Origin of the sequence: Pseudomonas sp. 14P_8.1_Bac3, from assembly GCF_025466085.1 — a bacterium.
Lineage (GTDB): Bacteria > Pseudomonadota > Gammaproteobacteria > Pseudomonadales > Pseudomonadaceae > Aquipseudomonas.
Map to the genome: position 1 here is coordinate 209,675 of NZ_JANLOD010000068.1, position 19,635 is coordinate 229,309.

The window sequence follows — 19,635 nt, forward strand, 5'->3', positions numbered from 1 at the left end:
GCGGAGTACACCCACGATCCCTGTGGGAGCGGGCTTGCCCGCGCAGAGGCCAGCACATCCAGCATCGTTGTCGGCTGACATTCCGCTTTCGCGAGCAAGCCCGCTCCCACAGTTGATTGCTGTCGTGCACGAATGCGGAGTACACCCACGATCCCTGTGGGAGCAGGCTTGCCCGCGAAGAAGCCAGCACATCCAACACCGTTGTCGGCTGACATTCCGCTTTCGCGAGCAAGCCCGCTCCCACAGTAGGTCGCTGTCGTGCACGAATGCGGAGTACACCCACGATCCCTGTGGGAGCGGGCTTGCCCGCGAAGAGGCCAGCACATCCAGCATCTGTGTCGCCTGACATTCCGCTTTCGCGAGCAAGCCCGCTCCCACAGTTGATTGCTGTCGTGCACGAATGCGGAGTACACCAACGATCCCTGTGGGAGCGGGCCTGCCCGCGAAGGCGTCGGTAGCTCCAACCATTAACTTAAGCGTAACGATCCACCACTTTACTTGATTGATGCCCCCACCCAACCCTCCTAAGGTGAGCCCCACGACAGCGAACCCGTGGAGTGGTCATGACAACAACAATATCCCCCGACTCGCGATGGACGCGGCGGCGCAGCGAGAAGCAGCGGCGCCTTGAGTTGGTCAAGGGCCTGGCCGACGGTGTGGTCTTGCCCACCGAAAACATCGTGGCGGCGCTCGAGGCGTTGATTCTGCCGGGCGACCGTGTGGTGCTGGAGGGCAACAACCAGAAGCAGGCGGATTTCCTTTCGCGCTCCCTGGCAAAAGCCGATCCGGGCAAGCTGCACGACCTGCACATGATCATGCCTAGCGTTGGTCGCGCCGAGCACCTGGACCTGTTCGAGCGCGGCATCGCCCGCAAGCTCGACTTTTCCTTCGCCGGCACCCAGAGCCTGCGCATCAGCCAGCTCCTGGAAGACGGTCTGCTGGAAATTGGCGCCATTCACACCTACATCGAACTCTACGCACGGCTGGTGGTGGACCTGATTCCCAACGTCGTGCTCTCGGCCGGTTTCATGGCCGACCGCGCCGGCAACATCTACACCGGGCCCAGTACTGAAGACACGCCGGCGCTGATCGAACCGGCGGCCTTCAGCGACGGCATCGTCATCGTCCAGGTCAATCAATTGGTGGACGATGTCACTGATTTACCTCGCGTCGATATTCCGGCGTCCTGGGTCGATTTCGTGGTGGTGGCCGACAAGCCGTTCTACATCGAGCCGCTGTTCACCCGCGATCCCCGGCACATCAAGCCGGTGCACGTGCTGATGGCGATGATGGCGATCCGCGGGATCTACGAAAAACACAACGTGCAGTCGCTGAACCACGGCATCGGCTTCAACACCGCCGCCATCGAACTGATCCTGCCCACCTACGGCGAATCCCTCGGCCTCAAAGGCAAGATCTGCCGCAACTGGACACTCAATCCGCACCCGACCCTGATCCCCGCCATCGAAAGCGGCTGGGTCGAGAGCGTGCATTGTTTTGGCACGGAACTGGGCATGGAACACTACATCGCCGCGCGGCCGGATGTGTTCTTCACCGGGCGCGACGGCTCCCTGCGTTCCAACCGGATGTTCAGTCAATTGGCCGGGCAATACGCGGTGGACCTGTTCATCGGCGCAACCCTGCAAGTCGATGGCGACGGCCATTCCTCCACCGTGACCCGTGGCCGCCTCGCCGGTTTCGGCGGCGCGCCGAACATGGGCCACGACCCGCGCGGTCGCCGTCACGGCACGCCGGCCTGGCTCGACATGCGCCACGGTGATGGACCGGAGCCCCTGCTCGAACGCGGCAAGAAACTCGTGGTGCAAATGGTCGAGACGTTCCAGGAAGGCGGCAAACCGACCTTCGTCGAAACCCTTGATGCGGTCGACGTGGCGAAGAAAAGCGGTATGCCGCTGGCACCGATCATGATTTACGGCGACGACGTCACCCATTTGCTGACCGAAGAAGGCATCGCCTACCTGTACAAGGCGCGTTCGCTGGAAGAGCGTCAGGCGATGATCGCCGCCGTCGCTGGCGTGACCGTCATCGGCCTGCGGCACAACCCGAAAGACACCGCACGCATGCGCCGCGAAGGCTTGATCGCCTTGCCGGAAGACCTCGGCATCCGTCGCACCGACGCCACCCGCGAATTGCTCGCCGCGAAAAGCGTGGCGGATCTGGTCGAGTGGTCTGGCGGCCTCTACAACCCGCCCGCCAAATTCAGGAGCTGGTAATGCACGCCTTCAACCTGCAACCGAAAACGTTGACCCTGGCCGAACGCCTGGCGGACCTGGCTGTGGACGCGCTGATCGACGAGGCGGACTTGTCGCCGAAACCGGCGCTGGTCGACCGTCGCGGCAATGGCGCCCATACCGATTTGCACCTTGGATTGATGCACGCTTCGGCGTTGTCGCTGTGGCCGGCGTTCAAGGACATGGCGCAAGCGGCGATTGAGATTGGTGAAGTCGGTTTGCCGCTGCGCGAAGCGATCGGGCGGATTGGCCGGGAAGGGGAGCAAGCGATGCTCGCCACCACCCGCGGCGTGAACACCCATCGCGGGGCGATCTGGGCGTTGGGGCTGCTGGTCACTGCCGCCGCGCTGGAACCTGAATCCACCGCTGCCAGTGCAATCACCTTGCGCGCTGCGCGCCTGGCGTTGCTCAACGACCGACACGCGCCGCAGTCGCTCAGCCACGGCACGCAAGTCGCGCAGCGATACGGCGCCCGCGGTGCCCGAGAAGAAGCGCAACTCGGTTTCCCCGCCGTCATGCAACGCGCCTTGCCGCAACTCAAGCTCAGCCGCGCAGCCGGCCATGGCGAACAGAATGCCCGGCTCGATGCCTTGCTGGCGATCATGACCCGACTGGCCGACACCTGCGTGCTCTACCGCGCCGGTGAACAGGGTCTGCACGCGATGCAACTCGGGGCGCAAGCCGTGCTCGACGCCGGCGGCAGCGCCAGCCTCGCCGGTCGCCGCCGTTTGCATGAGCTGGACCAACAATTAATCGCATTGAATGCCTCGCCCGGTGGCGCTGCGGACCTGCTCGCAGCCTGCCTGTTGATCGACCGTCTCGAGTCGGGCGAACACTTCAACCAGGGAGCGTCTTGATGGAAACCTTATCCTTTGAATTCCCCGCCGGGCAGCCGCCACGTGGCCGCACGCTGGTGGGTTGTGTCGGTTCGGGCGACCTGGAAGTGCTGATCGAACCAGGCCCGGCCGGCAAGCTGACCATCAAGGTGCAGACCTCGGTCAACGGCAGCGAACAACGCTGGCAGCATCTGTTCGCGCGAATGTTCGACGGCCAGACACCACCGGCAATGGCCATCGATATCCATGACTTCGGCGCCACGCCGGGTGTGGTGCGGTTGCGTCTGGAACAAGGCTTCGAGGAGATCGGCCATGACTGATACTGCGACGCTTCTGCACAAGCACAGCTTCGTCGAACTCGGCGCGCGGCAACGGGCGAACGCCTTGCTCGATGCCGGGAGCTTCCGCGAATTGCTCGACCCGTTTCAACGCGTCATGTCGCCGTGGCTTTCACGCCAGGGCGTGGTCCCGCAGGCCGACGACGGCGTGGTGATCGCTAAAGGCAGCATCGACGGTTTGCCGGTGGTGATCGCCGCCATCGAAGGCGCCTTCCAGGGCGGCAGCCTCGGCGAAGTCGGCGGCGCGAAAATCGCCGGCGCGCTGGAACTGGCAGCCGAAGACAACCGCAACGGCGTACCGACTCGCGCCGTGCTGCTGCTGGAAACCGGCGGCGTGCGCTTGCAGGAAGCCAACCTCGGGCTGGCGGCGATTGCCGATATCCATGCGGCCATCGTCGATTTGCGCCAGTACCAACCGGTGGTCGGGGTGGTGGCCGGCAGCGTCGGCTGCTTTGGCGGGATGTCGATTGCCGCCGGGTTGTGCAGTTATTTGCTGGTGACCCAGGAAGCACGTCTTGGCCTGAACGGTCCGCAAGTGATCGAACAGGAGGCCGGGCTTGAGGAGTACGACTCCCGTGACCGTCCGTTCATCTGGGGCCTGACCGGTGGCGAGCAACGTTTCGCCAGCGGTCTGGTGGATCGTTTTGTCGCCGACGATGTGACACAGATTCAGCAGCAGGTCAGTGAATTGCTGCAACAGGGCGTGCCGCAACAGCCTCGCAGTCGTCAGGCCGATCTGTTCCTGCAACGCCTGGCCCGACTGGACGCCGAACCGCAAATCGATGCGGCGACGGTTCGCGATCTGTATCAAGGAGAGCGCTCATGAGTTCGTATTCCCTGAGAGGTTTGAACTGGTTCAACGCCTTGAGTGCGGGCGCGAAACCCGTTGGTGGTTTGCCGGCGTCGCTGAAGGTCGCCGACGGTGTGCTGGGCGAGCAACCGGTCCGTTTCATTGCCGTGGTGGCTGACCCCGACAACCGTTTCGTCCGCGCTCGTCACGGCGAAGTCGGTTTGCTGGAAGGCTGGGGCCTGGCCAAGGCCGTGGATGAAGTCATCGCGGCCGACGCCGACAAACTGCAAAAACGCGCCGTGATCGCCATCGTCGATGTGCCGAGCCAGGCCTACGGTCGCCGTGAAGAAGCGCTGGGCATTCATCAGGCGCTCGCGGGCGCCGCCGACAGTTATGCCCGCGCCCGCTTGGCCGGCCATGCGGTGATTGGTTTGCTGGTGGGCAAGGCGATGTCCGGTGCATTCCTGGCCCACGGGTATCAGGCCAATCGCCTGATTGCCCTGCGCGATCCGGGGGTGATGGTCCATGCGATGGGCAAGGTGTCGGCGGCGCGGGTGACCTTGCGCAGCGTCGAAGAACTGGAAGCGCTGGCCGCCAGTGTGCCGCCGATGGCCTACGACATCGACAGCTACGCGAGCCTGGGTTTGCTCTGGGAAACCTTGTCGGTCGAGCAGATTGAACAGCCGACGGCGGCTGATCTGGTGCGGGTGACTGAGTGCCTGACCCAGGCGATGGGGGATGTCGCCGCGACGGGCCGTGACCTCAGCAGTCGCTTGGGTGCGAGCAATCGCTCGGCGTCGAGCAAGGTGCGTGAACTGCTGAGAGCGCAGTGGTGAACACGTATCTGGCCCACGACTTGCTCTGGGGCATGACTCCCGAGCAGTTGCCGGCGGACGCGCCTGTCTGGGTGATCGACTCCATCCGTGCGGGCCAACCGGTGGTGGTCCGGCGTGCGCTGAGCACGCCGGGTCAAATCGCGGTTGGCGTGCGCGGGCGCTTGCGCGAGCAGCGTTATGCAACGCTGATGTCGGTTGAGGCGATTCAGCGTTGCGTGAGGCCGGAAGACCTGTGTCATGTCTCGATCGATCGGGATCTGCCGGCAGCGCACGCCCTCAATCAATTGCGGCCGATGCTCGATGGCTGTGGATGGGGCTGGGGTGTCAGCGGCAGCGCCGGGTTCGAATTGGCCAGCGGTCTTCAGGCGTTGCACGCAGGCAGTGATCTCGATCTGATTCTGCGCACACCGCGACCGCTGGATCGTTTGAGCGCGCAACAACTGGTGTCCCTTCTGGATGCCGCAGCGTGTCAGGTGGACATGCAGTTGCAGACACCTTTCGGGGCCGTCGCCTTGCGTGAATGGGCTGGTCCTGCGCGTCGGGTATTGCTGAAAAGCGCCCGTGAAGCGTGCCTGGTCATGGACCCGTGGGAGCACGCCGCGTGAGCAGCCTGCTGGTGTTCCCGGGCCAGGGCGCGCAGCAGCCGGGCATGCTTCAGCGCTTGCCTCGCGAGACGCTGGTCGAGGCCAGCGACGTGCTGGGCGAAGACGCATTGCTGCTGGATTCTGCCGAGGCGCTGAAGTCGACGAGGGCTGTGCAGCTGTGCCTGTTGATTGCCGGAGTCGCGGCTTCGCGGCAGTTGGCAATCGCGCCGGATTACGTCGCGGGTTTGTCCATTGGTGCCTATCCGGCGGCCGTGGTGGCGGGCGCTTTGAGCTTCAACGATGCGCTGCATCTGGTCAGCCTGCGCGGCGAGCTGATGCAACAGGCTTATCCACAGGGCTACGGCATGACCGCGATCATCGGCCTTGATCTCGCCACGGTGGACAGGCTGCTGGCGCAGGTGCACAGCGTCGATTCGCCGGTTTACCTGGCCAATATCAATGCCGATAACCAGGTGGTCATCGCCGGAAGCGAGGATGCGATGAACGCCGTCGCCGGGTTGGCCAAAGATCGCGGTGCCGGTCTGGCCAAGCGACTGGCGGTCAGCGTGCCGTCCCATTGCCCGCTGCTGCAAACCCCGGCGAAAACCCTGGCCGAAGCCTTCGCCGACGTCACGCTGAAAAGGCCGAACGTGGGTTACCTGAGCGGCAGTCGCGCCCGGCCCATCGTCACCGTCGAAGCCTTGCGTGACGACCTGGCCTTCAACATGTGTCGCGTGGTGGATTGGCGCGGCACCGTGCAAAGCGCCTACGAGCGCGGCGTACGGCTACAGATCGAACTGCCGCCCGGTGCGGTGCTGACCGGGCTGGCACGCCGGGTGTTCGAGCAGGGCACCGTGATGGCTTTCGACGGCGCGCGGCTCGACACCTTGCAGATGCTGTTGCGTGAGGAAGGAGGTCGCCAACCCTAGACACCGACTCAGGCCTTCGAACAACAAAAACAACATTCGACGATGCACTTTGAGGATAACAACGATGATTATTTACGGTGTGGCGCTGCTGGCGATCTGTACGCTGGCAGGGGTGATCCTGGGCGATGCGCTGGGCGTTCTGCTCGGCGTGAAATCCAATGTGGGCGGCGTCGGGATCGCGATGATCCTGCTGATCTGCGCGCGGCTGTGGATGCAAAAGCGCGGGGGCATGACCAAGGATTGCGAGATGGGCGTCGGCTTCTGGGGTGCGATGTACATTCCGGTGGTAGTGGCGATGGCGGCGCAACAGAACGTCGTGACCGCGTTGCACGGCGGCCCGGTAGCAGTGCTCGCGGCCATCGGCTCGGTGGTGCTCTGCGGCTGCACCATCGCCCTGATCAGCCGGACCCACAAAGGCGAACCCTTGCCCGACGAGCCTGCGGAACTCACGCCCGTCGGCACGCCAGTAGGAGGCCGCTGATATGTTGGAAGTCATTGAGAAAGGCCTGGCCAATAACGGTCTGGTCACGGCGTTCGCCTTCGTCGGTGTGATCATGTGGGTGTCGGTGGTGTTGTCCAAGCGCCTGACGTTCGGACGGATTCATGGCTCGGCGATTGCCATCGTCATCGGCCTGGTGCTGGCCTGGGTCGGCGGCACCCTGACCGGCGGGCAGAAAGGCCTGGCGGACCTGGCGCTGTTTTCCGGTATCGGCTTGATGGGTGGCGCGATGCTGCGGGACTTTGCCATCGTCGCCACGGCGTTCGAAGTGCAAGCCACCGAAGCGAAGAAGGCCGGTTTGATTGGCGTGATTGCGCTGCTGCTGGGCACGATTCTGCCGTTCATTGTCGGGGCGAGCATTGCCTGGGTGTTCGGCTATCGCGATGCGGTGAGCATGACCACCATCGGCGCGGGTGCGGTGACGTACATCGTCGGGCCAGTGACCGGCGCGGCGATTGGCGCCAGTTCCGATGTGGTGGCGTTGTCGATTGCCACCGGCTTGATCAAGGCGATTCTGGTGATGGTTGGCACGCCGATGGCGGCGCGCTGGATGGGGCTGGATAATCCGCGGTCGGCAATGGTCTTTGGCGGGTTGGCCGGCACCGTGAGTGGTGTGACGGCGGGGCTGGCGGCGACGGATCGGCGGCTGGTGCCTTACGGCGCGCTGACGGCGACGTTCCATACCGGGCTGGGGTGTCTGCTTGGGCCTTCGGTGTTGTATTTCATTGTGCGTGGGATTGTCGGGTAAGCGCTGGATCTTGGTTGACTGCCCCGACGCCTTCGCGGGCAAGCCCGCTCCCACATTGGAATGCATTCTCCTGTGGGAGCGGGCTTGCCCGCGAAGGGCGCGACACGGTCTCAAGCCTGTCGATTGGCATACATCCGACACTCCGCCAGCAGCGCCAGCAAATTCGGATCGCGCTCCTTGGCTTTCAAAAACACCACGCCGATGTGCTGCTGCAACCGGTACTTTTCCTGCAACGGAATCAGCTTCACCCGGTTCTCATACACCGCCGCAATCCGCCCCGGCAGCAACGCATAACCGACCCCCGAGCTGACCATGCTGAGCAGGGTGAAGATGTCGTTGACCTGCATCGCCACCTTCGGCTCGAACCCTGCCTGCTTGAACACTCGATTACCGTCCTGGTGCGTGGCGAAACCCTGGGTCAGGGTGATGAACGTCTCGTCGCGCACTTCGGCCAGGTCGACTTCGCTGCGCTGGGCGAACCTGGAGTCCGCCGGCGTCGCTAGAAAGATGTCATCGGAAAACAGCGGAATGTGCTCGCAATCCGGGTCGTTCACGCTCTCGTCCAGCGACACCAGGATCGCATCGACTTCCATGTTCTTGAGCTTGTACAGCAGGTCGAAATTCGAGCCGAGGATCAGGTCGATGTTGAGTTCGCTGCGGCGGATTTTCAGACCCATGATCAGCTGTGGCACGGTCTTCACGGTCAGCGAATACAGCGAGCCGAGCTTGAAGCGTTCGGCGGAGAACCCGGCGGCTTCGCGGGTCAGGCGCACGCTTTCGACCACATCCTGAATCAGCTTCTGCGCCCGCTCTTCCAGCACATACGCGCTTTCCAGCGGCGTCAGGTTGCGGCCCTCATGCTTGAACAGCGGGCAACGCAGGGCACTTTCCAGGGAATGAATGGCCCGGTGCACGCTGACGTTGCTGGTCTGCAACTCGGCGGCGGCCCGGGCCAGGTTGCCGGTGCGCATGAAGGCGAGGAACACCTCGAGTTTTTTCAGGGTCAACTCTTCGTCGATCAGCATGGGCGTGACTCTTTTGGGAATGATCCGATTGTGCACGCCCGCGAGCATCGATGGGGCCATTGCGATTTGAAACATTGCGTTTGTACGCTCGAGGCCTGAGCCTTGCGCACTGCGCAAATGAATGTCGAGGTAAGCGACACATGTATCACGGGGAACGATTGAACGCCTGGACGCATTTGGTCGGGGCGGTGGCAGCGGCGGTAGGGGTGGTGTGGATGCTGGTGATCGCCGGCATGGACGGCAGCCCATGGAAGATCGTCAGCGTGGCGATCTACGGTTTTACACTGATGGTGCTCTACAGCGCCTCGACCGTGTACCACAGCGTGCGCGGGCGGAAAAAAGCGATCATGCAGAAGGTCGATCACTTTTCGATCTACCTGTTGATTGCCGGCAGCTACACGCCGTTCTGCCTGGTGACCCTGCGCGGGCCGTGGGGCTGGACGTTGTTCGGGATTGTCTGGGGGCTGGCGCTGATCGGCATCCTGCAGGAAATCAAGCCGCGTTCAGAGGCGCGGATCCTGTCGATCGTGATCTATGCAGTGATGGGCTGGATCGTGCTGGTGGCGGTCAAGCCGCTGATGGCGGCGCTGGGCACGGCCGGGTTTGCCTGGCTGGCGTCGGGCGGAATTCTGTACACCGTGGGGATTATCTTCTTTGCCCTGGATCATCGGCTGCGCCATGCCCACGGGATCTGGCACCTGTTTGTGATCGCCGGGAGTTTGCTGCACTTTGTGGCGATTATGTTTTATGTCCTGTAGATCGAGTCGCGGCCATTCGCTAGCAGGCTAGCTCCCACAGGATATCTTCAGTGAACATGCAACGGGTGAACACCCAAAATTCAATGTGGGAGCTAGCCTGCTAGCGATGGCGGCCTAGAAGTCACCCCACAACTGCTGGGCCACCGCCAACGCCACCACCGGCGCGGTCTCGGTGCGCAACACTCGAGGGCCAAGGCGGGCGGCATGGAAACCGTCAGCCTTGGCCTGATCCACCTCAACGTCCGACAACCCACCCTCAGGCCCGATCAGAAACGCCAACGTCGCCGGTTTCGCATGACTCACCAGCGGCTCGGCCACCGGATGCAGCACCAGCTTCAATTCCGCTTCGGTCTGTTTCAGCCAATCCGCCAACAGCTGTGGCGGATGAATCACCGGCAACCGCGAGCGCCCGCATTGTTCGCACGCGCTGATCGCCACCTGGCGCCAATGCAGCAAGCGTTTGTCGGCGCGTTCGTCCTTGAGCCGAACTTCACAGCGCTCGCTGAAAATCGGGGTGATTTCCGTCACGCCCAGCTCAGTGGCTTTCTGGATCGCCCAATCCATGCGCTCGCCACGGGACAAACCCTGGCCGAGATGGATGTGCAGCGGCGACTCGACCTGACCGGCGAATTGTTCATCGATCTGCACCACCACGCGCTTCTTGCCAACCTCTACCAGCGTCGCGCGAAACTCATGACCCGAACCGTCGAACAGTTGCAACGCATCACCCTCGGCCATGCGCAGCACGCGGCTGATGTAGTGGGCCTGGGCCTCGGGCAATTCGTGTTCGCCGGTGCTCAGGGGGGCGTCGATAAAGAAGCGGGACAGTCTCATGCTGGGTCTCTGGAAAAATGTGAATCAGTGGAATCGGTGTCGCCTTCATTGGCGAGCAAGTCGGCACAGGTTCCGCAGTCGCTCAGGTGAACTCAATCAACCCGGATCACGGAAGCCCGGATGAAAATTTTCCGGCACCGACACGCCGACACTGTCACGCGTCGCAATGTCGATCCCTTCACTGGCCACCTCCGCGAGGAAATCGATCTGCTCCGGCGTAATCACGTACGGCGGCAGGAAATACACCACGCTGCCCAATGGTCGAAGTAAAGCACCGCGTTCCAGGGCGTGCTGGAACACTTTCAAGCCGCGGCGCTCCTGCCACGGATAGGCTTCCCTGGTCGCCTTGTCCTTGACCATTTCGATCGCCAGCACCATGCCGGTCTGCCGCACTTCCGCGACGTTCGGATGATCGATCAGGTGCGCGGTGGACGAGGCCATGCGCTGGGCCAGGGCCTTGTTGTTCTCGATCACGTTGTCTTCTTCGAAAATGTCCAGCGTCGCCAACGCCGCCGCGCACGCCAGCGGGTTGCCGGTGTAGCTGTGGGAATGCAGGAACGCGCGCAGGGTCGGGTAGTCGTCGTAGAACGCGCTGTAGACCTCTTCGGTGGTGACGCACGCCGCCAGCGGCAGGTAACCGCCGGTCAGCGCTTTCGACAGACAGAGGAAGTCCGGACGGATGCCGGCCTGTTCGCAGGCGAACATCGTCCCGGTGCGGCCGAAGCCGACGGCGATTTCGTCGTGGATCAGGTGCACGCCATAGCGATCACAGGCCTCGCGCAGCAGCTTCAGGTACACCGGGTGATACATGCGCATGCCGCCTGCGCCCTGAATCAGCGGCTCGACGATCACCGCGGCAACGCTGTCGTGATGTTCGGCCAGGGTCTGTTCCATGGCGGCGAACAGGTTGCGCGAGTGTTCTTCCCAGCTCATGCCTTCCGGCCGCAGGTAGCAGTCGGGGCTGGGCACCTTGATCGTGTCGAGCAGCAGCGCCTTGTAGGTTTCGGTGAACAGTGGCACGTCACCGACGGACATCGCCGCCATGGTCTCGCCGTGGTAGCTGTTGGTCAGGGTGACGAAGCGCTTCTTGTTCGGCTGACCGCGGTTGAGCCAGTAGTGAAAGCTCATTTTCAGCGCGACTTCGATGCAGGACGAGCCGTTATCGGCGTAGAAGCACCGGGTCAGGCCCTCCGGTGTCATCTTCACCAGGCGTTCGGACAGCTCGATCACCGGCTGATGGCTGAAACCGGCGAGGATCACGTGTTCGAGCTGATCGACCTGATCCTTGATGCGCTGGTTGATGCGAGGGTTGGCGTGGCCAAACACATTGACCCACCAGGAACTGACCGCATCGAGGTAGCGTTTGCCTTCGAAGTCTTCCAGCCACACGCCCTCACCACGCTTGATCGGGATCAGCGGCAGCTGTTCGTGGTCTTTCATCTGGGTGCAGGGGTGCCACAACACGGCCAGATCCCGTTGCATCCACTGATTATTCAGGCCCATGTCCAGTCTCCTCGAGGCGGTCCGCGACACGCGCGGACATACAATCGCGCAAGCCTATGCAATGCATCGCCCCGGAACAACCCATTGTGTCGATTGAGCTACTTTGTATGGGGCGATAGACGTCGCTGGCGGCCTAATGATGGCTGACGTATTCTTCGCGGTTCTTTGAGTCGTCTGACTCGCATAACTGCTTCTTCCTACGTGTATTACCGGAGTTCGCTGATGTCTGCTGGTTGGCTGCGCGCCTGTGCGCTGGTGATGTTGGGGCTGTTCAGCGTGTCTGCGCTGGCCAAGGATAAAACGGCGATCGTGATCGGCGGCGGGCTTTCGGGCCTGACGGCGGCGTACGAACTGCAGAACAAGGGCTGGCAGGTCACGCTGCTGGAAGCCAAGCCAAGCCTGGGCGGCCGTTCCGGCATGGCCACCAGCGAGTGGATCGGCAATGACAAGACCCAGCCGGTGCTGAACAAATACGTTTCGACGTTCAAGCTGAGCACCACGCCAGCGCCTGAGTTCGTGCGTTCGCCGAGCTACCTGATCGACGGCGTGTACTACACCGCTGCTGACCTTGCCGCCAAAGACCCGACGACTGCCGAAGCGCTCAAGCGCTTCGATAAAACCGTGGATGACCTGGCGCGCTCGATCGAAGACCCGCAGAACCCGGCGGCGAACAACACGCTGCATGCCCTGGATCAGGTCAACGTCTCCAACTGGCTGGACCGACTGACGCTGCCACCCACGGCCCGTCAGTTGATCAACCAGCAAATTCGTACCCGTTACGACGAACCTTCGCGCTTGTCGCTGCTGTACTTCGCACAACAGAGCCGGGTTTACCTCGGTGTCGCCGACCGTGACCTGCGCGCCTCGCGCCTGCTCGGCGGCAGCCCGGTCCTGGCCCAGGCGTTCGTCAAACAGCTGAAAACCATCAAGACCAGCTCCCCGGTCTCGGCCATCACCCAGGACAAGGACGGCGTGACCGTCAAGATCGGCAGCGTGGGCTATCAGGCTGACTACGTTGTCATCGCGGTGCCATTGCGCGCCCTGAACAACATCGTGATGACCCCGGCGCTGGACGCCCAGCACCTGGCCGCCATCAAAGGCACCAACTACGGTTGGCGCGACCAGATCATGCTGAAGTTCAAGACGCCAGTGTGGGAAAGCAAGGCGCGGATGTCCGGCGAGATCTACAGCAACACCGGCCTGGGGATGTTGTGGGTCGAGCCTGCGCTGAAGGGTGGCGCGAACGTGGTGATCAACCTGTCCGGCGACAACGCACGGGTGATGCAGGCGTTCGGCGACAAGCAAATGGCCGATCAGGTGCTGATCCGTCTGCACGCGTTTTATCCACAGGCGCGCGGTTCGTTCACCGGTTATGAAATCCGTCGCTACAGCACCGACCCGTCCATGGGCGGCGCGTACCTGGCCTTCGGTCCAGGCCAGATCAGCAAGTACTGGCGCCTGTGGGAACGCCCACTGCAACGCGTCGCGTTCGCCGGCGAACACACCGACACCTTGTACCCGGGCACCCTGGAAGGCGCGCTGCGTACTGGCCAGCGTGCGGCCAGTCAGGTTGAAGACCTGGCAGCCGGCAAGTCGTTCGAACCGCCGAAGGTGGTCCCGGCGGCGACCGCTGCGGCAGCCGGCGCGGTAGCGGCGAAGAAGGGCAACTTCTTTACCAACCTGTTCGGTGGCTCGGATGACGAGAAAAAACCGGAACCGGTCAAGGCACCAGAGCCGGCAGCGCCCGTCGCTCCAGCCCCTGCACCCGCGCCTGCGCCGACACCGGCTCCGGCTCCGGTCGAAGCACCGAAACCCGCGGCACCGGTGAAAGCCGAGCCGGCCAAAAAAGCACCGGCGAAAAAACCGGCCGCCAAAACCGAGACGAAAAAAGCTCCAGCCAAGGCGCCAGCGAAGAAAGCTGAACCGGCGAAAAAGCCAGTCGTTAAGCCTGCTGCAACGCCGGCAACGGATACCAAGGCGCAGTAAGCGTTGGGATCAAAGAAGCGCGGCAGAAATGCCGCGTTTTTTTATGCCTGAAGAAAATCAGCGTGAGGATTCGAATAAAGCTGATGGCCCAGGTGTTCTACCGTTGGACGTCATTTTTTCTGACAAATTGGTCTTTAATCTTTCCTTAACTCACCGATTTCAGACTCTTGATCGTATTTCTCGATATTTCAAAGCGAAATTTTCCGCTTTAATTCGATAGATAACTCGATAGTCTTGGGCCAGCACTTACAGGGACTCGGCAATGCAATTACGTAACTCTTCTTCTCGCTACGGCTGGGTCAGCCTCTTCCTGCACTGGGGCGTGGCGCTGGCGGTTTACGGTTTGTTCGCCCTGGGTTTGTGGATGGTCGATCTCGGCTACTACGATCCATGGCGCAAGGCAGGCCCGGATCTGCACAAGAGCATCGGTTTGATGTTGCTGGGGTTCATGGTGCTGCGGGTGCTGTGGCGCTTTATCAGCCCGCCACCGCCAACACTGCAAAGCTATAGCCGCATGACCCGCCTCGGCGCCAGGTTCGGCCATGGTTTTCTGTATCTGAACCTGTTCGCTGTGATGATTGCCGGCTACCTGATTTCCACCGCAGAAGGTGTCGGGATCCCGGTGTTTGGCTGGTTTGAAGTGCCTGCACTGGTGTCCGGACTACCGGACCAGGCAGATAACGCCGGTGTGATTCATCTGTATCTGGCCTGGCTGCTGGTAATTTTTTCCGGCCTCCATGCGTTGGCAGCATTGAAGCACCACTTTATCGATCGCGATGTGACCCTCAAACGCATGTTCGGTCGCAACGCATGATGTTCAACCTCGACTCCAAAGGAATAGAAAGCATGTTGAAAAAGACGCTCGCGGCTCTGGCAATCGGTTCCGCTCTGTTGTCCGCTAACGCGATGGCAGCTGACTACACCGTTGACAAGGAAGGCCAGCACGCCTTCGTTGACTTCAAGATCAGCCACCTGGGCTATAGCTACATCACCGGTACCTTCAAGGACATCGACGGCAAGTTCAGCTTTGACGCTGCTAAGCCGGAAGACAGCAAGATCGAATTCAACGTGAACACGGCCAGCGTTTTCACCAACAACGCTGAGCGCGACAAGCACATCTCCAGCAAAGACTTCCTGAACGGCAGCAAAGCCAAGTTTGTGTCCACCAGCGTCAAATCCACCGGTAAAAACGCCGCTGGCAAGGACACTGCCGATGTGGCTGGCGACCTGACAATTCTTGGCGTGACCAAGCCGATCGTGGTCAAAGCCACTTTCCTGGGTGAAGGCAAGGATCCATGGGGCGGCTACCGTGCCGGCTTTGAAGGCACCACCAGCATCAAGCGTTCTGATTTCGGCAAGATGATGGACCTGGGTCCACAGTCGGATGCTGTTGACCTGTACATCACGTTTGAAGGTGTGAAAGCGAAGTAACTTTCGTCGCTTCAACAAAAACGCCCCTGATCGTTTCGGTCGGGGGCGTTTTTTATTGCCTGCCAAAATTGGCATTGCCACGCAAATCCCCCTGTGGGAGCGAGCCTGCTCGCGATGGCAGTAGTTCAGCCAATAGAGATGTTGAATGTTAAGCCGCTATCGCCAGCAAGCCGGCTCCTACAGGTATTTGTGAACGCACAAAAAAATACCCCGGGTCTAGAGAGCCGGGGCATTTTTTCAGTGCAGTGCCAAATCAGCGATTGCGAGTCAGCAACGCCGGTTTTTCGCCACGGGGACGGCCTGGCAGTTGATCAAGTTGTTCAGGCGTCGGGAAACGATCGGTTTTCGACTCCTTGTGAATGATCTTCGGCGCTGGGCCGCGCGGATTTTGCACGGCGGGTTCCGAACGCGGCTGGTCGTCACGAGCCGGGCGACGGTTGCGGCCTTCTTCGCGACGGGCCTGACCGTCACGTGGTGCACCGTTGCGTGGGCCGCTGCGCTTGGCCGGCGGCGTGCCAGTGCTGGCGCCATCGCTGCCGCGCGGACCGCTTTGACGGCCCTGAGGCTTGCCGCCGCTGCGTGGAGCGCCAGCGCCTGCTGCCGCGCCCTGTGCCGGAGCACCCGGACGGCGGCCGCGGCTCTGGGCCGGTTTGGCTTGAGGCACGTAGTCGACGCGGTTACCGAAGTTATCGATGTCGTCGTCCAGGAACTCGTCCGGGGCACGATCAGCGGCAGCGCGTGGCGCCGGGCGCTGTTGCTCGCGCGCCGGGGTGCCTTCGCGTGGTTTTTGCTCACGGGCCGGGCGCTCGCCACGGCCGCTGGCTGCCGGTTTTTCCTTGCCGCCCTTGTCCTTGCCTTTGTCCTTGCGACCGCCGCCACCGCCACCGCCATTCGGACCGTCGCCGCGCGGGCCACGCGGGTTGCGCGGGTTACGCACATCCGGACGCTCGCGGACTTCAGGCTTCTCGGCTTCCACAGCGCTGGAATCGAAGCCCATCAGGTCGCCGTCGGCGATTTTCTGCTTGGTCATGCGTTCGATGCTTTTCAGCAGCTTTTCTTCGTCCGGAGCCACCAGCGAGATCGCCTCGCCCGAACGACCGGCACGACCGGTACGGCCGATACGGTGCACGTAGTCTTCATCGACGTTCGGCAGTTCGAAGTTGACCACGTGTGGCAACTGATCGATGTCGAGGCCGCGAGCGGCGATGTCGGTGGCAACCAGGATGCGCACTTCGCCGGCCTTGAAGTCGGCCAGGGCTTTGGTGCGCGCGTTCTGGCTCTTGTTACCGTGGATCGCGACGGCGGTGAGGCCGTGTTTGTCCAGGTATTCAGCGAGACGGTTGGCGCCGTGCTTGGTGCGGGTGAACACCAGCACCTGTTCCCAGGCGCCCGCGGTGATCAAATGCGCCAGCAACGAACGCTTGTGGTTGGCCGGCAGGCGGAATACGCGCTGTTCGATGCGCTCGACCGTGGTGTTCGGCGGCGTGACTTCGATGCGTTCCGGGTTGTGCAGGAGCTTGCCGGCGAGGTCGGTGATGTCCTTGGAGAACGTCGCCGAGAACAGCAGGTTCTGCCGTTTGCTCGGCAGACGGGCCAGGACCTTCTTCACGTCATGGACGAAGCCCATGTCGAGCATGCGGTCGGCTTCGTCCAGCACGAGGATTTCCACGTGGGACAAATCGACGCTGCCCTGGCCGGCGAGGTCGAGCAGGCGCCCCGGGCAGGCGACCAGCACGTCAACACCGCGGGACATGGCCTGAACCTGCGGGTTCATGCCGACGCCGCCGAAGATGCAGGCGCTGACGAACTTCAGGTCACGGGCATAGACCTTGAAGCTCTCGTGCACTTGCGCCGCGAGTTCGCGGGTAGGGGTCAGGACCAGTACGCGCGGTTGACGCGGGCCGTGACGCTGGGATTTGTCCGGGTGACCGTTGGGGAACAACCGCTCCAGAATCGGAAGGGCGAAGCCGCCGGTTTTACCAGTACCTGTCTGAGCCGCAACCATGAGGTCGCGACCTTGCAACACGGCGGGGATGGCCCGCTGTTGCACCGGAGTAGGCTCGGTATAGCCCGCTGCCTCGATGGCGCGGACTAAAGCCTCGGAGAGACCGAGGGAAGCAAAGGACATGAGTAATCCTGTTTTAGTTAGGGCTTGGCCCAATGGGAGTCTTGCCTGGCGCGAATGGCGTTTAAGAGGAACGCAATCCCGTCCGGTCCTGCTGGGCCTTGAAAGCTCGTCTGGAGCGCTCGCGCGGGCTGGAAAGCTGCGCTGTAGCGGGTCGAGATGCCTTGAACAAGTCCGAGCGTCCGGGCGTGAGCCTGGCGGGAAGGCCGGAGTATAACAGAGCAATCACTGCGCGCCGCTTTCCTGCTGCTCAACGGTTTTTTCACGGGCGGCGGTGGCGCCGGCGGATTTCGTGCTGACGGTCGGATCCGCGCCATAACGGGCGCTCAATTCGGCGTAGCCAGGCTCGCGCTTGAAGCGCTTGAGTTCGGCGCCGAAGCGTTGTACCAGCAAATCCATGCCCGCGTTGCGGCGCACTGCCAGGTACTGGCTCTGCTGACTGATGATGGTCGGGTTTTCGCTGATCTGGTCGCGAATGTTCAATTCGTCGAGCAAATGCTGGCCGACGCGGCGGTCGGTGATCAACAGGTCGATCCGCCCGCGCACCAGCTTGCCGAAATTGGCTTCGTGGGTGGGCGCCGGTTCGCGGGTGAACAACGTCGATTCGCTGAAGTCCGGGCTGTACAGGTAGCCCGGCGAGGTGCCGATCGTCAGGCCTTTGAGGTCGTCGAGGGTGTGAAACGGATGAGGTCGCTCATTGGCGTAGAACAGCACGAACTCGACTTCCGAGAGGGGTTCGCTGGGATAGAGCAGGGTGGCGTCACGCTCATCGCTGTGAAAAATGTCCAGCGCGCCATCGGCCTGGCCAGTCTCGAGCATCGACAGGCAGCGCTTCCACGGCAGGAACTGCCACTCGACCTCAATCCCCAGGCGCTTGAACACAATGGCCGTGGTCTCGTAGTCGAGGCCGAGGGATTTGCCGTTCTCCTCGTAAACGTAAGGCGCCCAGGGTTCAGTGACAATGCGCAGTTTCTCGCCCCGAGCGGCGAAGCTCAGGCAAGTGAAAAGCACCACGGTCAGTAACTGGGTAATCAAAGGCATGACTTGAGATTACGACGAGAAACGGGAAAGAGCCAGAAACCGGATCCAGAAGCTCTGTTTCGGGCTTCAAAAGCAAAAGATCGCCACCTTCGGCAGCGCCTGCATTGGACTATCAGTCCCTGCAGAAGCTGCCGAAGGTGGCGATCTTTTGCTCTTGCTTTTAAACGTGTATCAGCGCGGCAACTTCAGGTTGTTCCACACCGCCAGACTCGCTTCAGCCTGGTTCAATGTGTAGAAGTGCAGGCCTGGAGCGCCACCTTGCAACAGGCGTTCGCACATCTCGGTGATGACTTGTTCGCCGAAGCCTTGAATGCTCCGGGTATCGTCGCCGTAGGCTTCCAGTTGCTTGCGGATCCAGCGCGGGATTTCCGCACCGCAGGCATCGGAGAAGCGCGCCAGCTTGCTGTAGTTGGTGATCGGCATGATGCCCGGCACGATCGGGATGTTCACGCCCATCGCCCGCACACGCTCGACGAAGTAGAAGTAGCTGTCGGCGTTGAAGAAATACTGGGTGATCGCGCTGTCGGCGCCAGCGTTGGCCTTGCGCACGAAGTTGGTCAGATCGTCTTCGAAATTGCGCGCTTGCGGATGCATCTCCGGGTACGCGGCGACTTCGATGTGGAAATGATCGCCGGTCTCTTCACGAATGAATTCAACCAGGTCGTTGGCGTGGCGCATCTCACCGCTGGCCATGCCCATGCCCGACGGCAGGTCGCCGCGCAGGGCAACGATGCGCTTGATGCCGGCGGTCTTGTATTGAGCCAGCAGGCCGCGCAGGTCGTCCTTGCTGTCGCCTACGCAAGACAGATGCGGTGCGGCCGGGACTTTGACTTCGCTTTCGAGCTGCAACACGGTGTTGAGGGTTCGATCACGGGTCGAACCGCCAGCACCGTAAGTGCAGGAGAAGAAATCGGGGTTGTACGTGGCCAGCTGACGAGCAGTGGCGAGCAGCTTTTCATGCCCAGCGTCGGTCTTCGTAGGGAAGAACTCGAAACTGTAGCGACGGTCTTGGGACATGGTCGTATCCTTTAAAGCGCGTAAAGCCTGGAAGCCTGCCCATCCCAAAGTGGGAGCGGGCTTGCTCGCGAAGGCGGCGGGTCAGACAACATTAATGTTGAAT

19 protein-coding genes are annotated in these 19,635 nt (G+C 62.0%); 13 read left to right on the top strand and 6 right to left on the bottom strand.

Going from position 1 to position 19,635, the window contains the following annotated elements; translation table 11 throughout:
• Positions 1 to 563: 563 nt before the first annotated feature.
• From mdcA to madM, 9 genes are all read left to right on the top strand, one after another.
• Complete coding sequence (gene mdcA / locus NTD84_RS23605) at positions 564 to 2,234, top strand: malonate decarboxylase subunit alpha (RefSeq protein ID WP_262170602.1); 1,671 nt, start codon at positions 564 to 566, stop codon at positions 2,232 to 2,234.
• Complete coding sequence (locus tag NTD84_RS23610; protein WP_262170604.1) at positions 2,234 to 3,109, top strand: triphosphoribosyl-dephospho-CoA synthase; 876 nt, start codon at positions 2,234 to 2,236, stop codon at positions 3,107 to 3,109. Before mdcA ends, NTD84_RS23610 begins: the two co-directional genes overlap by 1 nt.
• The gene (locus tag NTD84_RS23615; RefSeq protein ID WP_262170606.1) at positions 3,109 to 3,408 is read left to right on the top strand and encodes a malonate decarboxylase subunit delta; all 300 of its coding nucleotides are present in this window, start codon (positions 3,109 to 3,111) and stop codon (positions 3,406 to 3,408) included. The genes NTD84_RS23610 and NTD84_RS23615 overlap by 1 nt, the downstream gene beginning before the upstream one ends.
• Positions 3,401 to 4,252: a biotin-independent malonate decarboxylase subunit beta gene (locus tag NTD84_RS23620; protein ID WP_262170608.1), complete on the top strand. Its 852-nt coding sequence runs from the start codon at positions 3,401 to 3,403 to the stop codon at positions 4,250 to 4,252. The genes NTD84_RS23615 and NTD84_RS23620 overlap by 8 nt, the downstream gene beginning before the upstream one ends.
• A complete protein-coding gene (mdcE, locus tag NTD84_RS23625; protein WP_262170611.1) occupies positions 4,249 to 5,052 on the top strand; it encodes a biotin-independent malonate decarboxylase subunit gamma in 804 nt (267 codons plus the stop codon). The genes NTD84_RS23620 and mdcE overlap by 4 nt, the downstream gene beginning before the upstream one ends.
• A complete protein-coding gene (locus tag NTD84_RS23630) occupies positions 5,046 to 5,657 on the top strand; it encodes a malonate decarboxylase holo-ACP synthase (protein ID WP_262170614.1) in 612 nt (203 codons plus the stop codon). Before mdcE ends, NTD84_RS23630 begins: the two co-directional genes overlap by 7 nt.
• The gene (mdcH, locus tag NTD84_RS23635) at positions 5,654 to 6,565 is read left to right on the top strand and encodes a malonate decarboxylase subunit epsilon (RefSeq protein ID WP_262170617.1); all 912 of its coding nucleotides are present in this window, start codon (positions 5,654 to 5,656) and stop codon (positions 6,563 to 6,565) included. Before NTD84_RS23630 ends, mdcH begins: the two co-directional genes overlap by 4 nt.
• A 64-nt stretch (positions 6,566 to 6,629) precedes the next feature.
• Positions 6,630 to 7,046 (top strand): malonate transporter subunit MadL, encoded by a 417-nt coding sequence (gene madL, locus NTD84_RS23640; protein WP_008026228.1) that lies wholly within the window; start codon positions 6,630 to 6,632, stop codon positions 7,044 to 7,046.
• Between the two features lies 1 nt (position 7,047).
• Entirely contained in the window at positions 7,048 to 7,812 is a 765-nt protein-coding gene (gene madM, locus NTD84_RS23645; protein ID WP_262170621.1) for a malonate transporter subunit MadM, read from the top strand.
• Between the two features lie 110 nt (positions 7,813 to 7,922).
• Here madM and NTD84_RS23650 read toward each other — a convergent pair whose 3' ends face one another.
• Positions 7,923 to 8,837 (bottom strand): LysR substrate-binding domain-containing protein, encoded by a 915-nt coding sequence (locus NTD84_RS23650; RefSeq protein ID WP_262170623.1) that lies wholly within the window; start codon positions 8,835 to 8,837, stop codon positions 7,923 to 7,925.
• Between the two features lie 140 nt (positions 8,838 to 8,977).
• Between NTD84_RS23650 and trhA the strand changes: the two genes are divergently transcribed.
• Positions 8,978 to 9,595 (top strand): PAQR family membrane homeostasis protein TrhA, encoded by a 618-nt coding sequence (gene trhA / locus NTD84_RS23655; RefSeq protein WP_262170626.1) that lies wholly within the window; start codon positions 8,978 to 8,980, stop codon positions 9,593 to 9,595.
• Between the two features lie 114 nt (positions 9,596 to 9,709).
• On the opposite strand, the gene NTD84_RS23660 is transcribed toward trhA, so the two are convergent.
• Entirely contained in the window at positions 9,710 to 10,429 is a 720-nt protein-coding gene (locus tag NTD84_RS23660) for a 16S rRNA (uracil(1498)-N(3))-methyltransferase (protein ID WP_262170628.1), read from the bottom strand.
• A 96-nt stretch (positions 10,430 to 10,525) separates the two neighbouring features.
• The gene (locus NTD84_RS23665) at positions 10,526 to 11,932 is read right to left on the bottom strand and encodes an adenosylmethionine--8-amino-7-oxononanoate transaminase (RefSeq protein ID WP_262170630.1); all 1,407 of its coding nucleotides are present in this window, start codon (positions 11,930 to 11,932) and stop codon (positions 10,526 to 10,528) included.
• A 222-nt stretch (positions 11,933 to 12,154) separates the two neighbouring features.
• Here NTD84_RS23665 and NTD84_RS23670 point away from each other — a divergent pair, with 222 nt between their 5' ends.
• From NTD84_RS23670 to NTD84_RS23680, 3 genes are all read left to right on the top strand, one after another.
• Positions 12,155 to 13,918, top strand: coding sequence for a flavin monoamine oxidase family protein (locus NTD84_RS23670; RefSeq protein WP_262170632.1), 1,764 nt, complete (start codon positions 12,155 to 12,157; stop codon positions 13,916 to 13,918).
• Between the two features lie 262 nt (positions 13,919 to 14,180).
• Complete coding sequence (locus NTD84_RS23675; RefSeq protein WP_262170635.1) at positions 14,181 to 14,732, top strand: cytochrome b; 552 nt, start codon at positions 14,181 to 14,183, stop codon at positions 14,730 to 14,732.
• 32 nt (positions 14,733 to 14,764) lie between these two features.
• Complete coding sequence (locus NTD84_RS23680) at positions 14,765 to 15,349, top strand: YceI family protein (protein ID WP_262170638.1); 585 nt, start codon at positions 14,765 to 14,767, stop codon at positions 15,347 to 15,349.
• 253 nt (positions 15,350 to 15,602) lie between these two features.
• Here NTD84_RS23680 and NTD84_RS23685 read toward each other — a convergent pair whose 3' ends face one another.
• The 3 genes from NTD84_RS23685 to metF form a co-directional block, all read right to left on the bottom strand.
• Positions 15,603 to 17,477 (bottom strand): DEAD/DEAH box helicase, encoded by a 1,875-nt coding sequence (locus tag NTD84_RS23685; protein WP_262170641.1) that lies wholly within the window; start codon positions 17,475 to 17,477, stop codon positions 15,603 to 15,605.
• Positions 17,478 to 17,699: 222 nt separating this feature from the next.
• Positions 17,700 to 18,515 (bottom strand): substrate-binding periplasmic protein, encoded by an 816-nt coding sequence (locus NTD84_RS23690; protein ID WP_262170643.1) that lies wholly within the window; start codon positions 18,513 to 18,515, stop codon positions 17,700 to 17,702.
• A gap of 171 nt (positions 18,516 to 18,686) precedes the next feature.
• Positions 18,687 to 19,532, bottom strand: a complete 846-nt coding sequence (gene metF, locus NTD84_RS23695) for a methylenetetrahydrofolate reductase [NAD(P)H] (RefSeq protein ID WP_262170646.1) — start codon at positions 19,530 to 19,532, stop codon at positions 18,687 to 18,689.
• Positions 19,533 to 19,635 lie beyond the last annotated feature (103 nt).